Origin of the sequence: Nostoc sp. WHI, from assembly GCF_015714725.1 — a bacterium.
Classification (GTDB): Bacteria; Cyanobacteriota; Cyanobacteriia; order Cyanobacteriales; family Nostocaceae; genus Nostoc.
In genome coordinates, this window is the sequence record NZ_WBKM01000200.1 from 1 (window position 1) to 14,128 (window position 14,128).

The 14,128-nt window shown below is 39.2% G+C and carries 15 protein-coding genes; 9 read left to right on the plus strand and 6 right to left on the minus strand.

The features are described 5' to 3' along the window. The first annotated feature begins 331 nt into the window (after positions 1–331). From F8S12_RS20065 to F8S12_RS20085, 5 genes are all read left to right on the plus strand, one after another. Positions 332–745: a XisH family protein gene (locus F8S12_RS20065; protein WP_196517850.1), complete on the plus strand. Its 414-nt coding sequence runs from the start codon at positions 332–334 to the stop codon at positions 743–745. Further along, the gene (locus F8S12_RS20070; protein WP_196517851.1) at positions 733–1,074 is read left to right on the plus strand and encodes a XisI protein; all 342 of its coding nucleotides are present in this window, start codon (positions 733–735) and stop codon (positions 1,072–1,074) included. The genes F8S12_RS20065 and F8S12_RS20070 overlap by 13 nt, the downstream gene beginning before the upstream one ends. A 201-nt stretch (positions 1,075–1,275) precedes the next feature. Next, positions 1,276–1,503, plus strand: a complete 228-nt coding sequence (locus F8S12_RS20075; RefSeq protein WP_196517852.1) for a hypothetical protein — start codon at positions 1,276–1,278, stop codon at positions 1,501–1,503. Between the two features lie 16 nt (positions 1,504–1,519). Then, positions 1,520–1,918 (plus strand): type II toxin-antitoxin system VapC family toxin, encoded by a 399-nt coding sequence (locus F8S12_RS20080; RefSeq protein ID WP_196517853.1) that lies wholly within the window; start codon positions 1,520–1,522, stop codon positions 1,916–1,918. Positions 1,919–2,013: 95 nt separating this feature from the next. After that, positions 2,014–2,763, plus strand: a complete 750-nt coding sequence (locus tag F8S12_RS20085; protein WP_230968142.1) for a DUF6920 family protein — start codon at positions 2,014–2,016, stop codon at positions 2,761–2,763. A gap of 205 nt (positions 2,764–2,968) precedes the next feature. Here F8S12_RS20085 and F8S12_RS20090 read toward each other — a convergent pair whose 3' ends face one another. Beyond that, positions 2,969–3,409, minus strand: a complete 441-nt coding sequence (locus F8S12_RS20090) for a SufE family protein (RefSeq protein WP_196517854.1) — start codon at positions 3,407–3,409, stop codon at positions 2,969–2,971. A 428-nt stretch (positions 3,410–3,837) separates the two neighbouring features. Here F8S12_RS20090 and psaK point away from each other — a divergent pair, with 428 nt between their 5' ends. Beyond that, entirely contained in the window at positions 3,838–4,098 is a 261-nt protein-coding gene (gene psaK / locus F8S12_RS20095) for a photosystem I reaction center subunit PsaK (protein ID WP_196517855.1), read from the plus strand. Positions 4,099–4,312: 214 nt separating this feature from the next. Here the strand turns inward: psaK and F8S12_RS20100 are convergent, their stop codons facing one another. The 3 genes from F8S12_RS20100 to hemN all read right to left on the minus strand — a co-directional run bounded on the left by F8S12_RS20100 (position 4,313) and on the right by hemN (position 8,297). Further along, positions 4,313–5,053 (minus strand): DUF3891 family protein, encoded by a 741-nt coding sequence (locus tag F8S12_RS20100; RefSeq protein WP_196517856.1) that lies wholly within the window; start codon positions 5,051–5,053, stop codon positions 4,313–4,315. 370 nt (positions 5,054–5,423) lie between these two features. After that, positions 5,424–6,116, minus strand: a complete 693-nt coding sequence (locus F8S12_RS20105; protein WP_196517857.1) for a manganese catalase family protein — start codon at positions 6,114–6,116, stop codon at positions 5,424–5,426. Positions 6,117–6,914: 798 nt separating this feature from the next. Continuing rightward, on the minus strand, positions 6,915–8,297 hold the full coding sequence (hemN, locus tag F8S12_RS20110; protein WP_196517858.1) for an oxygen-independent coproporphyrinogen III oxidase: 1,383 nt from the start codon (positions 8,295–8,297) through the stop codon (positions 6,915–6,917). A 32-nt stretch (positions 8,298–8,329) separates the two neighbouring features. Between hemN and F8S12_RS41690 the strand changes: the two genes are divergently transcribed. Together F8S12_RS41690 and acsF are read left to right on the plus strand one after the other, a co-directional pair. Continuing rightward, positions 8,330–8,458, plus strand: coding sequence for a hypothetical protein (locus F8S12_RS41690; protein WP_269144835.1), 129 nt, complete (start codon positions 8,330–8,332; stop codon positions 8,456–8,458). A gap of 542 nt (positions 8,459–9,000) precedes the next feature. After that, complete coding sequence (gene acsF, locus F8S12_RS20115; RefSeq protein ID WP_196517859.1) at positions 9,001–10,104, plus strand: magnesium-protoporphyrin IX monomethyl ester (oxidative) cyclase; 1,104 nt, start codon at positions 9,001–9,003, stop codon at positions 10,102–10,104. A gap of 48 nt (positions 10,105–10,152) precedes the next feature. Here the strand turns inward: acsF and F8S12_RS20120 are convergent, their stop codons facing one another. Further along, entirely contained in the window at positions 10,153–12,213 is a 2,061-nt protein-coding gene (locus F8S12_RS20120) for a serine/threonine-protein kinase (protein WP_196517860.1), read from the minus strand. A 372-nt stretch (positions 12,214–12,585) separates the two neighbouring features. Between F8S12_RS20120 and F8S12_RS20125 the strand changes: the two genes are divergently transcribed. Continuing rightward, positions 12,586–13,464, plus strand: coding sequence for a hypothetical protein (locus F8S12_RS20125; RefSeq protein WP_196517861.1), 879 nt, complete (start codon positions 12,586–12,588; stop codon positions 13,462–13,464). 138 nt (positions 13,465–13,602) lie between these two features. On the opposite strand, the gene F8S12_RS20130 is transcribed toward F8S12_RS20125, so the two are convergent. Continuing rightward, positions 13,603–14,128, minus strand: a 526-nt coding sequence (locus F8S12_RS20130) for an ACT domain-containing protein (RefSeq protein ID WP_196517862.1), incomplete at its 5' end; no start/stop codon positions are given.

Below are 14,128 nucleotides of genomic sequence, written 5' to 3' on the forward strand. Positions count from 1 at the left end.
TGCGTAGGCGTAGCCCGTCGTAGACATCGCAATCTAGTAATTGGGACGATAGCAAACAATACGGTTCGCTTAAGACTCGATCCCCCCAACCCCCCTTAAAAAGGGGGGCTAAGAATGACTCTATTTCCCCCTTTTTAAGGGGGACTAAGGGGGATCAATTAAGGACTGTGCACCTTAACCGAAAAGTATTGCAATAGCGAATGCTATACAGCATAGGTTTTTTGTGCATGGCTATCGCGCTGAAGGTTTTGAGTCCATCAAATTTTAGCTAAAATGTTCTAGTACCGTGATTTATTAGCGATCGCTCAAGTTCCTCAATGCAACCCATAATATGGCAAAAGATTTGTATCACGAGCAAGTTAAACGCGCTCTTGAAAAAGACAGATGGCAAATAACTCACGATCCATACGAATTACGTATAGGTGGAGTTGAAATGTATATAGACATTGGGGCGGAACAGATTATTGGTGCCGAAAGGGGAAATGATAAAATTGCGGTTGAGGTGAAAAGTTTTATTAGTCCCTCAAGGATTTCTGATTTTCATTTGGCGCATGGACACTTTTTAGATTATCGGTATGCTTTAGAAGATGAAGATCCAGAGCGAATTTTATATTTAGCAGTACCTCGTTTTGTTTATCAAACCTTTTTTAACTTAGCTTTTATTAATAGAGTGGTAGAACGCAGTCAAATTAAACTTTTAGTTTATGACTTAGAAAAGGAGACGATTGAGCAATGGATAAAGTAGCTCTTTACAGGCAATATATTCAACAACTAATCCAAGCAAAAGCAGATCGCTCGATGAAATCGGCAAAAGATGTTGAGGCTCAACCTATTTTTGATACGCAGCGCGATCGCTATCAATTGGTGTATGTGGGTTGGAAGCAGAACGATATTAGGGATTATGGATGTTTGCTACATTTGGATATTAAAAATGGCAAGATTTGGATTCAATATGATGGTACGGAAGATGGTATTGCCTATGAGTTATTAAAATTGGGTGTACCACATGAAGATATAGTTTTGGGTTTTCAACCTGTTAGGGTGCGCTCTGATACTGAGTTTGCTGTAGGTTAGGTTTAAATATTGATTGATGAATAGCGATCGCTAGTTTAATTTTCATCAAATTAAAGGCGGGAATTATTTTAAGCTATGCGATCGTGCCATTCACAACTAATTTTATAGCATACAGAAGGTTTTGAGTCTGTCAAATTTTAGCTAAAATGTTCTAGTGCCATGATTTATTAGCGATCGCTCAGGTTCCTCAACGCAACCCATATGTTACAAACAATTCAAGGAATATATAAAAACGGCAAAATCGAATTAGCTGAAGTCCCACAAAATATTACTGAAAGCCAAGTTTTTGTAACTTTTTTAACTTCTGAATCAGTCAGTCTAGATAGTCAGCTTATGTCTTTTGGTATGTTTTCAGGTTCTCAGCAATCCACCGAGTCTGATTTCAAAGATGCTGAGTTTCATGGCGATGCTGACGAGGCTCTGAGTTAGACATGAATCTATCAACATGAAATATATATTTGATACCCATGCCCTAATCTGGTTTTTAGAAGGTAATTTTCGTTTAAGCCCTATTGTAAAAGCTATTCTTTCCGATGCAACCAGTGAATTAATTTTGCCTGCGATCGCCTTGGCGGAGTCGGTATGGATCGTTAGTCGTGGTAAAACTTCGATTCCTTCTGTTGATGCCTTGTTAAAGGTTGTTAAAAATGATAAACGAGTTTTTATACATCCACTGGATTATGATGTCATTGAAAAAAGTGTAGAATTAACCTCTATCAATGAAATGCACGATCGCCAAATTGTATCAACAGCTTTAGTTGTAGAGAGTAAAGGAAATCAAGTAGCTTTATTAACTTGCGATCAAAATATTTTTGCTGCAAAGTTGGTAACAATTATTTGGTAATTATTTTGCTTTGCGATCGCTAGTTCAATTTTGATCAAATCAAAGGCGGGTATCATTTCAACCAGAAATATTTAATTAACTAAATGGTGGAGGCAATGATGACTAAACAACTTTCCCTTGATGCGCTGTGGGAGTCGGCGATATCTAAGGATCGCCCATTCTGCTCAAATGAACGCTCTCACCTACCAGAAGCAGCAAGACGATATCTCGAACACGCGATCGCTCCTGCAACTGCGATCGCATCTGCGGTTAGATTGCAGATGCACGGCGAAATCAAATTAAAGAATTGGATTCCATTCAAAGCAGAGCAAGTTATTTGCTGGGAGCGCGGACTGATTTGGAGTGCTACGGCGTGGATGAACGGTTTGCCAATTGTGGGATCGGATCGGATTATAGACGGTGTAGGTTCAATGCAATGGAAACTTCTAGGATTGTTCCCTGTCATGACCGCAACTGGTTCCGATATTACGCGGTCTGCGGTTGGTCGTCTTCAGTCTGAGTCAGTGTGTTTGCCATCTGTGTTTTGTGGTGATGATGTGTCATGGACAACAACGGATTCATCGCATTTACATTCCAGTTTTGTAGTGCAAGGTGAGAGAGCCGAACTAGATTTCACCATCGATCAAACGGGTCGGCTCAAAACTTTCAAGCTACCTCGATGGAATAAGCTTGATGGCTCTGAGTTTCATTATGTAGACTTCGGTGGAATTGTAGAGTCAGAGGACACATTCTGCGGCTACACCATTCCCACCCATCTGCGAATTGGATGGTATTTCGGCACTGAGCGGTTTGAATCGGAGGGTGAGTTCTTCAGAGCTACAATTGATGATGCCATCTATCGGTAGAGAGCGATCGCTTTTATTCACAAAGAGAAGAATGCCTACCGCTAACAACGGATTATTTAAAAATTTATTTGCTGCCAATTTCACCACGCCCATTCGTTGATTAGTTTATGCGAAAATGATGGACGTGGAAGGTTAGAAATACACAGAAAAAGTGAATTTCAAAGGCGATCGCTGTAACTTTTGATAGTTATCTGCACTTATCCGTTTAGTTAGGCAAATCTAACTTACATTCCAATGCTTTTTTTTGCATGGTTTTAAAAATGTTGTAAAATCCATTAGCGCGGGAAGGTGTCAGGCTAACATTTAAACCTGTTGCTTGAATAAAATCTGGAGTAAGTTGCACAATTTGAGTCGGTGTTAGTCCATCCAATCCTTCAACCAAAAGCCCTACTAATCCTTTGGTTAATTGGGAATCAGAATCACCCCCAAATACAACCTTACCGTCATTTAAGACTGCTGTGATATAAACTTGAGACACACAACCAGGAACTCTATTTTCGGGTAATTTATCAACCTCCGGGAACTCATTGAGCTTCTGAGCATACCAGAGTAGCTGTTCATAGCGTCGCTTCGGTTCGGAAGCGCGTTGAAAGCGCTGGACAATTTTAGCAAGCGCGGGTGGCAAAGAATCTAGAGTTGAGGACATAACAGAAGCTGCAAATAATCGATATTATCTTGAGTGTAAATTATCTTTAGAGCGATGCCTACGGCGGGCTGCGCCTACGCGCCTGTACTTTCCTTTGAGATAACAGCTCTTAATTTACTAGAAGTTGTCAAATTCAGATAATTAATGCGATCGCGTTAGTATGAGGTAAGCGATAACAATTATTACCAGCGCCAGAAAAGTTACGGTAGACTGAAATGCTCCCGTGCAAGATTGGGTGGGATATTCACACTTTTAGCGGTGTTGCTTCCTGCCAGATATTGCTCAAAAAGCTGCAACAGGAAGCTTTTTGTATTAAGTAGTGAGAATAACTGTTAAATATTAATGCAAAATCGGATATTTTCTTGAATTTGTTTCGGAAATATTCAGATTATATTTTCAATCATTAATAAATTTCAGGAGCAAATCAGGTGTTTACTTCAACCTTACTCGCTGCTGCAACTGCACCCCTGCAATGGAGTCCGGCAGTTGGGGTGATTATAATTCTCGCCAATATTTTTGCCATTGCCTTTGGCAAATCCACCATCAAGTATCCCAGCACGCAACCAGGACTACCTTCTGCTAACCTCTTTGGCGGTTTTGGTTTACCTGCCCTATTAGCAACTACTGCCTTTGGTCATATCTTAGGAGTGGGCGTTGTCTTAGGGCTGCATAATCTGGGAAGAATTTAGGTTTTTACCCAAATTAGCTTTTATTTGATAACTCTTTTGTCTCCAGCTTGAGCCATAGAGCTAGTTCTTTGGCTCTTTTTTATCGGCTTACGTGATAGGCACAAAACTCTGTCTCCAAGAAGCAGAGATGTAGCGCTAACGGCAAATTTATTTGCCGTCAAACATGGTAAAATATCATCATTGAGAGGGGTAATCGACTACTCACAAAATGTATCTAACTCTTAACAAATGTCCACTCTAGTACTTTGATAGGGGCTTCTTGTAGTGCTTGAACTAGTTCAGTGCTAGTCTCAAACTTAACCTGAGAGAGGTCACAGGCTTCGACATTGACCGTGAATTGCTCGTCTTGGAAAGGCCAGGGTTTGACAACAACCAAGTTATCACTGCGCTGCATTATGTCATAGCGCTGACCTTCAGGGCCCTTGCTAATTTCTAAAAACCGCTCATCGTCAGGGAGTTCCTGCTGACAGAGGATCAGAGAAAGGCGATCGCACCATTGCATAAATGCATAGGCTGCATCAACTTTTTCCTGATCAATCTCTAGTTCCTCGCGCCAAAGTTGCTGGTTTTGAAGTTGCTCATCTAAAAGTTTGTCTAGTTCTGAACTTTGACCCCGGCTTGGTTCATTTAAACGACTGATGTGCATAGAAATTAATAGAGCCACCCAGCGTCCCCGGTAGAGGGCATTCTTTGCCAAATTAGCCAATTTCTTAACACCAGCATCCATATCGGCATCTGAGGCTAGGGTAAAGTCCTTTGGCGCACCGGATTTAGTAATAACGTCCTCTTCCCACTCTTTTTCTAGATCATCATGATGGGAAATTGCAGCTATTGTTTCATACAACCGTGCTGGAGCATCTTTACGTCGCCACTGTCCTGCCAGTTGAGCTGCTAATAAAGCATGGGCACGATGATAAATGACTTCCCAACCATTTTGGGTAGCGTTGACGATCACAAATCAATCTCCTGATTCTAAGTCTTGATTTTGGGTTAATTAATTTCTAAATTCAGAAATGTTGGGGTAGATATTGAAGGAGCGATCGCTCTGACTTATTAAGTGTGGCTGAATATCGGTATAATTTCCCTAAAATTAGTTAATCACGAACAAATACTCCTCGGCTAAAATCCCAGATTTTTTTAATAAATCAGGAATCTTGTTGTTCACGAATGATTTAGGATTGCGATAGGTTGGATAGAGCTAAATTCTGCCTAAAAATTGCCAAGAAGGTGGGCTATTTGCCCACCTTGATGATTTGGAGTTTTCAAGAATCTGCCGAAAATATCTTTACCTCAAATCAACCTACCTCTAACTGCAACTTCTGCAATTAAGAATGACTTTCTAGCGGATTAGCAACGTATTTAAATGTTGGCTCCGAATTCCAAGGGCCACGCTCATCTTTACCATCACCGTTTGTAGATAGGTTGTAGTAAAGAGCAACGGTTTCATCTGGCTTAATATTACCAAAGAATGGATCTGTCAACTTACCTAGTGAATCTAGAGCTTTCATAAACATCTGGGTATGAGAAATTTCTCGTGTTAACAGATGTACTAAAGTCTTTTTCGTTCCTTCGTCAGTTGCCAAGTTGATCAATGCTTCGTAAGTTTGACGAGCGCCAGCTTCAGCTGCAAGGTTAGCTCTTAAATCACGCACTACATCTCCGCCTTCATTCAAGTAACTTGCAGTCCAAGCACTACCCTGACTATCTAGAAAATGAGGCCCAGCCCCGCGAACTGCAAAGAGAGTACTTTTATAAGCCTCTGTTTGATCTACATTTTTGGTATGAGCTTCAATGAGTTTTCCAACCATTTCTAGATGGCCGAATTCCTCAATGGCAATGTCTTGGAGCATATCTTTAATTCCAGCATTTTCGACATGGAATGATTGAACCCAGTATTGCAATGCTGCACTAAGTTCACCAGTAGCTCCGCCAAACTGCTCTAGAAGTAACTGAGCAAAACGAGGGTTAGCTTCACTAACGTTAACTGAATGAATAGGGTCTTTCTTGTGAAAAAACATAGATTTACACTTCCAAAAATTATGATGTTAGAGAAGGGATAGGCTATTTTATTGTCTTCTAGTATTTTTCCAGATAGAGCTAATTTGAGATTTGATAGCTTCTGAAACTAGTGAACTAAAAGACCAATAAAATACAGTAGTCATGTGAGTGTTGATAGTTGCTAATCAGCGATTAGTCCTAAAACTACCCAAGCAATAATACTCATAACCGCCTCAACAATCTCACATGTATCTAAGTTATCAACTCTGATTCACAATTCTTTCTACCAGATGGGATAAATGCTAAATCCAAAAGTAATACAAAAAATTTTACATTTAGAATTTAGAATTGGCATTTGTAGCATAAAAATGTTAAACAAAATTTTTGCTAGCTCAATAATGATTTATTGAGTCTATAGTTATAGACCTTATTGGCTGTAGAATTAAAAACTAATAAATTAATCTATGTTGCTTGATATCTATCTTAAGATGTAAACATATTCTAACTTTTTGGAGATGCGTCAAAAATATTTACTTATCAAAATGCCCAAAAGTTTCGTTAAAATTCATCATTAATTATCCGTAATTACAAATAATCAATCAGGGTTTTTGCCAACTCTTTATTTAAAAACTTTATAAACTGCGTGAAGAAGGCAGAATGGGTGCAAATCAATTAATCAGTGAATAGCTATTACTGATCACTATTCACTGATTATAGGACTTAGGCAAACAATAGCCGAAACCTTGATTTTCAGGTAGGGGCAATTCATGAATTGCCCCTACAGCGTGTAGTTTTGCGTAAGTCCTATGATTACTGTTTTAAATGGCGCGTGAGAATTTTGACTCTCGTGTTCTTGTATGAGTATCAAAAATGACAGCAATATTTCTGACTAATAATCTACCAATGTCTGTAATCTGGATATGATTTTTTGATAAACTGACCAAACCATCGGCTTCTAGTGGCTGTAACGCCTCTAATTCATCAGAGAAATATTCATCAAAACTGAGATGATATTTGTTTTCAATGTCTTGCTTATGAAGATGAAAATGAGACATTATACACATAATAACATCCCGTCTAATGATATCATTTTGAGTTAGCTTAATACCTTTACTAACAGGTAAAGCACCCGATGCAAGTGTTTGATAATAATCTTTTAATTCCTTATGGTTTTGAGCATAAGCATCTTCTAGCATACTGATGGATGTAGCACCAAAACCAAAGAGTTCTGTCTGAGCGTGGGTAGTGTAGCCCTGGAAATTGCGTTTTAGAGTGCCATTGCGTTGAGCGATCGCTAGTTCGTCATTAGTTTTAGCAAAATGATCCATCCCAATAAATAGATATTGGTTATTCGTCAATTCTTCAATGGTCATTTTGAGAATCTCTAACTTTTCTTCTGCTGGGGGTAGCGCCTCTTCAGGAATATTTTTTTGTGTAGGTTTCAGCCACGGCACATAGGCAAAGTTAAAGACAACAATTCGATCAGGATCTAATTCAATAGTCTTTTTCAGCGTCTCCTTAAATGTCTTGCGGGTTTGATAGGGTAAACCATAAATTAAGTCTACATTCACACTTTCAAATTTAGCTTCTTTAATCCAACTCATAACATCAAATAGCATTTCTTCTGGCTGCACACGGTTCACAGCTACTTGAACTTGACGATTAAAATCCTGAATGCCAAAACTAATACGATTAAACCCAATCTCTCTCAGAAAGAAAATATAGTTTTTATCGATATAGCGGGGATTAATCTCAATTGATATTTCTGCTTGTGAATCAATGTTGAAGTAGCAATTGATGTTTTTCCACAAAAATTCTACTTGTTCAAGATCCAAGTAATTAGGAGTACCACCTCCCCAGTGGATTTGCAGCACTTTTCTGTCTGAATCTATTAAAGCGGCGGTGTTTTTGATGTCTTGAATTAAATATTCTAAGTAAGGTTTGGCAATATTCTTATTGTTGGAAATTACCGTGTTACAGCCACAGAAATAGCAAGCACTTTGGCAAAAAGGTATGTGAAAATACAAAGATAGAGGAGTTTTGCGTTGATTTGAGGCAGCGATCGCAGCTTTAAAATCAGTTTGGGTAAATGTTTCGCTTAACTCTGTAGCGGGCGGGTAACTGGTGTATCTGGGTGCGCGAGTGTCGTACTTTTGGATCAAATCCAAATCAAACTTGACACTAGGTAATAGAAAAACCATTGAGTTGCTTTCCAATGAATGAAGGGATGAGGATGTTCAAGCGTAAGGTTTCTGGGCAGTTACCGACTCAGGATGTCTACCAGTGCCAGCTAAAAGTTTGTTATTCTAGGTTTAGAGAGGATCTGCATCATTCTATCCAGCAAGTACCACTGCCGATGTAGACCCCAGCTATTTTTATTTCTCCTAATATTATTTAACTATTAATTTATATATAACTACAAATATATTAATATTTTTTTATTGTTTGACGAGCCAGGAGTCTGAATACACAATTTGGCATTGCTGAATTAAGGGATGAATATCTCACGCAAAGGCAAGGCAGCGCGTTGCGGGGGTTCTCCCCGTTGTAGCGACTGCCGCGCAAAGGCGCAAAGAAAAATCCATAAAATCATCCCGTATTTATGCAACGCCCATAATTTCTATTTCTAACCAGTACGCAGATTTTTATCAAGTAGAATTAGCACCAGCAGTTCGCTCCTGAACCAGTATTGTCTTTGCAATCATCACATAAAATTTTTTGAATATCCATTGTCAAGATATTTGTATCTAGCAAAAGTAATGATGTGTCATTAGTTATGTACAAAGTCTAGCTTAGACGTTAAGCTTATTTCTTACAATTTACTTTCAATAATTTAACTGATGTCTTCAATAGTCTATTTATGGTTATATAACTTTTAAAGCATACAATAATCAAAGGATTCTCATGGTTAAGTCTCTGGAAAACTCGAAACCTGAGTTGCTGAAACAAGGTGTAAAAGCGCCTGTTCGAGAAACATTACTAACACCCAGGTTTTACACCACTGACTTTGAGGCTGCGGCGCAATTGGATATTTCGGCGCAGGAGACTGAGTTACTGGCAATTGTAGAAGAGTTACGAGCAGACTATAATCGGCATCATTTTGTCCGTGATGAAGAATTTCAACAGTGTTGGGATCACATCGACGGGGAAACACGCGTCGCCTTTATTGATTTTCTGGAACGTTCTTGCACCTCAGAGTTTTCTGGATTTTTGCTGTTCAAAGAATTGTCGCGCCGACTGAAAAACGGTAATCCCATTCTGTCAGAAGCTTTTAATTTTATGGCACGGGATGAAGCGCGTCATGCAGGATTTTTGAATAAGTCAATGGCAGATTTTAATCTTTCCCTCGACTTAAGTTATTTAACCCAAAATCGCACTTATACCTTTTTTCCTCTAGAGTGGATTATTTACGCAGTTTATTTATCAGAGAAAATTGGTTACTGGCGTTATATTTTGGTATATCGTCATCTGGAAAAACATCCAGAACACCAAATTTATCCCTTGTTTCGTAAGTTTGAAAGTTGGTGTCAGGATGAAAATCGACATGGAGATTTCTTTAAAGCGTTGCTGCGATGTCTGCCGACAAGCGGCTTTGCGTCTACGCAACCTCAACTATGGAATAATTGGAGAGCTAGGTTGTGGATGCGTTTCTTTTTGCTGAGTGTGTTTGCTACCCACACTTTAACAGTATTTGAACGGGCAACATTTTATCAATCCATTGGCATAGATCCGCGCGAATATAATACCAGAGTCATTCAAGAGACGAATAACACCGCCGCACGCGCATTTCCGTTGATTTTGAATACAAATCACCCAGAGTTTTTCCGGCGATTGGAGCAGTGTTCTGAGCTTAATCTGAAACTAGCAGAGATTAACAAAAGCGCTCGCCCGAAGATTGTAAAATTCTGCCAAAAATTACCTCTGATAGCCTCCATAATTGGGCATTTTTTGCAGACTTACTTAATCAAACCCGTTGATACTGAATCATTGAGAGGGACAGTTTATTAACTAATAGCTGCATACATCAATTTAACATATTAGCCTACCTTGGGAATCTCAATTTTTTTCTCTTTTCCTAAATCTATAACGAGTAGTTTTCGCTGGTGCTGACTTATTTCGCAGAAGTGCGATTTCTCTCTGTGCATCTTGATAACTATCTTTTTCGCCTTGCTGTTGAAATAGTTTTGCGGCTTTTGTGAAATCTGCGATCGCTTCCTGTTTATTCCTTTGCTTGGCGCGAATTACACCCCGATTATAGTAAGCTAAGGCATTGTTAGCATCAATGGCGATCGCTCGTGAGTAATCTTGATTTGCAGCTTTTTTATTTCCCAATTCGAGATAGGCATTCCCACGGTTGTTGTAAGCTGCTACATCATTAGGATTTAATTTCAATGCTTGGGTGTAATCTTCAATAGCGCCTTTATAATCTCCAAAAGAAAAGCGGTGAATACCCCTGTGGATGTAAGCGGCAATAAATTTAGGATCAATCTGTAAAATAGTGTTGTAATCTTCAGCAGCTTCTAGTTTATTTCCCAGATCACTGTAAATATCACCACGATTAAGATAGGCTTCTATATATTTGGGATTGATGTTAATTGCGTCCGTGTAATCTTTAAGTGCTGCATATTTTTGTTGATTAATAAATTGAGTTAAACCCCTTTGATAATAAGCTTTAGCATCACTAGGATTAATCTTAATTACTGTATCAAAATCTTGGATTGCTGCTTGTCTAAGTTTGAGACGACGGCGGAGAATCCCTCGCTGCAAGTAGGGTTCGGTATACTGAGGTTTGAGAGCGATCGCTTTGCTAAAATCTCCAATTGCCCCTTTATTATCCTTAAGCTGAGTCCGGGCTATACCTCGTCCATAGTAAGCATAAGCATTCTGAGGATTTAACTTAATCGCTTGGTTATAGTCAGCGATCGCTTCTTTATATTTACCTAATTCAGAATAAGCAAATCCCCGATCAAAATAGGCATTAGCATCTTGAGGATTGAGCAAAATGGCTTGGGTAGAGTCTGCTTGTGCTTGCTCGTAGTCTCCTAATCGATAATAAGCATCGCCTCGCTTATTATAAGCTAAAGCGTTTTGTGGTTCTAGTTCAATAGCCTGATTTAAATCTTTAACTGCTCCTTCATAGTTTCCTGCCTCATATTTATTTACTCCCTCTTGATATGATTTTTTTTGAGCATTAATTACAGGTTTTGGCGACTGGAAAAACCAAGTTCCAACTCCAAGTGTGATACAGCCAGCTACCCCCGTTAGAACTAGCAATAATTTTTTCTGATGCTGTTTTTGCCGATCAGGTTCATGATTTGTGATCTTTTTCAAATCGTCTAAAACTTCAGTCGCATACTGATAGCGCTGACGATAGTTAAAACGCACCATTTTATTAATAATTTTTGCTAGTTTTCTGTCAACTTTCAGGTTTTTGTTACGCCAAACTATTTCACCTGTCAGTCGATTTTTCTGGCTTCGTAATTTAGATATTTGGTTTGTTGGTAAACCTAGAAGTGCGGCGATCGCAACTATACCTAAAGCATATATATCACTATTATACTTAAGGTTGCTGTTAACTTGTTCTATAGGCGTATATTCGAGATTGCCAATGGGATTATTCATGGCTTCATTGACAGCACCAAAATTAACCAAAACTAACTTTTTATCTGACTCTCGGCGAATAATATTTGCTGGTTTAATATCTCGATGAATCACGCCATAACTATGTATAGTGACCAAAATTTCTAATATTTCTGATAAAAGACTAATTACTTGGTCTTCCTTCAGAGGTTGTCCCTGGATAATTTCGTCGGTGAAAGGATTACCGGGGATGAATTCTTGGACTATATAGAATTCTTCATTTTCTTCAAAATGAGCAACTAGCTTTTGAATTTGGTTGTGTTCCTGTTCTAGTTTTTCTAAAGTTTCTGCCTTACTGGCAAACAAGCGGCGCAGGATTGTTAAACTTTGGGGATTGCTACTAGGAGGAAGTAACTGCTTTACTATAAATTGGCTACCAGGAAGATTAACATCTTCAACTACATACGTTTTCCCCTTTTTACCATCATTGAGAACTTTTAGTATTCGATAATGTCCATCTAGTAAATGACTACTCATCAATATAAATATAGTCTGATAAATTGTTTAATTATAGCTTACGGGTTATTACTGGTGATTTTAAAATATAAATATTTTTTCTAAGAGAAAAAAGTTAATGCCATTTTGGCACGTAGAGGTGTTAATAATTAGCTAATACTGCATATTGCTAGTAATATTTTTCTCTCATCGAAGGAATGTTATAGACTCAATACGGTTATATATTACCAGGCTTGAGTAAGATTTGTGCATTAAACTACACTTGGGAAAGCAGGTAAGTCGATAGTAAGGTTATTTTAATCCTGATTTTTCAGCAATCCTACCCATGACACCTAATTCTCGAATAGAGTAAAAAAATAGCAGTTTGAATTATCCAAAACCCCACATAGAAGATTGAAAATCAACATATTTGGGCGAAAAAAATACCTGCTAGGTACTGCAAAGCGTCAATTGCTCAAGGCGCTCAATTGCCGCGATATAGCTGGCATTAGGAGCTTGATTGTAGAGTGGCAAAGCATTCTGGGAGCGGAAAAGTTAACTAATTTGATTGTTAACGAGGTAATGGTCGAATGCGATTCTCACAGCCACAGTTGGTTTTGTCAAATTTTTCTTGGACAAGCCCAATATGAACAGATGGAGGAAAAAGCTCAAAGTAACATCTTTCAAATCTTATTGGGTGAAGGTTTGGAACCTGGCAAAGACTTTAGCTCTGGATTGGATGGCATGATAATTGTAGGCGATCGCGCCCAGCAAATCTTACTTAGCCAAGTGCCACAAGAGCATCGGGCATCATTTGAGGCACAGTTAGAATCTTTGCTAGTTTTAGATCCAGTTACTACCATCGAACAGCAGTTAGGGTGTGCATTTTTTACTAATTTGACTGAGATTGCCATCCAACAGATGCAGGTACTGAGTAATTCCCAAGCTGCGGCTTATCTAGGAGTGCTGTTGGCTGGATTAGTGTCGCGCCATCCCCAACTTAAAGATGCGGACTTTCCCACACGGTTTATTTTCAATACTCTCCAAGAACTGTCGCCGGAACGAGCGATACTAATCTTAAACGATCCAGAGACAAATCCCCAGTTCGATGAAATTATGATCTTTCAGCATTTATTAGCAGCAATGGGAGATAAAGAATATCACCGTATTGCTGAGGAAGAAGATGGTATCAGCCTTGATCAACTCAAAAAACTTGATTTAGTTTGGTGTGGTGAACGCCGACTTTCAGAAATAGTAGCCATGATGGAAAAATGGCATTTCAGAAATAGATAATAAGCAATTTAAAATGACGCTCTCTTACGAGACGCTAAAAGCGTAGCTTGCTTCTCTGTAGGAGTACGTGGACTCGCTCTAAGCTTTGGCGCAGCCTCTCGTAGAGAAGGCTTTACGCTGCGCTAACAAAACTTAGTTCTACGCTGGCACGACAAATTTCTCACTACCAGCAAGTTCAAAGGCGGTATGAATGGCTTGTAAAGCCTTAACACCTTGCTCTTGTGCCACAACACAACTAATTTTTATTTCTGAGGTAGCAATCATTTGAATATTAATTTGGTGTTGGGCTAGGGCTTCAAACATTTTAGCAGCAACACCTGGTTGTCCTACCATCCCTGCACCCACAATACTCACCTTAGCGATCGCACTATCTAAAACAACTTCACCCCATCCCAACTCTGCCGCTACTTGAGTGAGCATTTCTCTTGCGCTTTCCCCATCCATCCGCGAGACTGTAAAAGCAATATCTCGCCTGGGAACGCCATCAATTACCCGACAGCGCTGAGATTGGATAATCATGTCAACGCTAATATTATGTTGCGCTAACAATCCAAACAGCTTCGCCGCCATCCCCGGACGATCTGGCAATTGGCGAATTGCTAGACGCGCTTGGTTCAAATCGAGGGCAACGCCGCGAACGGGGGGAGATGAGTGGGGAGTGGGG

Coding starts and splice junctions, on each gene's coding strand:
- F8S12_RS20065 (WP_196517850.1), top strand. CDS start 332: ATGGCAAAAGATTTGTATCACGAGCAAGTTAAACGCGCTCTTGAAAAA.
- F8S12_RS20075 (WP_196517852.1), top strand. CDS start 1,276: ATGTTACAAACAATTCAAGGAATATATAAAAACGGCAAAATCGAATTA.
- F8S12_RS20090 (WP_196517854.1), bottom strand. CDS start 3,409: ATGTCCTCAACTCTAGATTCTTTGCCACCCGCGCTTGCTAAAATTGTC.
- hemN (WP_196517858.1), bottom strand. CDS start 8,297: ATGGTTTTTCTATTACCTAGTGTCAAGTTTGATTTGGATTTGATCCAA.
- F8S12_RS20080 (WP_196517853.1), top strand. CDS start 1,520: ATGAAATATATATTTGATACCCATGCCCTAATCTGGTTTTTAGAAGGT.
- acsF (WP_196517859.1), top strand. CDS start 9,001: ATGGTTAAGTCTCTGGAAAACTCGAAACCTGAGTTGCTGAAACAAGGT.
- F8S12_RS20105 (WP_196517857.1), bottom strand. CDS start 6,116: ATGTTTTTTCACAAGAAAGACCCTATTCATTCAGTTAACGTTAGTGAA.
- F8S12_RS41690 (WP_269144835.1), top strand. CDS start 8,330: ATGTTCAAGCGTAAGGTTTCTGGGCAGTTACCGACTCAGGATGTCTAC.
- F8S12_RS20085 (WP_230968142.1), top strand. CDS start 2,014: ATGATGACTAAACAACTTTCCCTTGATGCGCTGTGGGAGTCGGCGATA.
- F8S12_RS20120 (WP_196517860.1), bottom strand. CDS start 12,213: ATGAGTAGTCATTTACTAGATGGACATTATCGAATACTAAAAGTTCTC.
- F8S12_RS20070 (WP_196517851.1), top strand. CDS start 733: ATGGATAAAGTAGCTCTTTACAGGCAATATATTCAACAACTAATCCAA.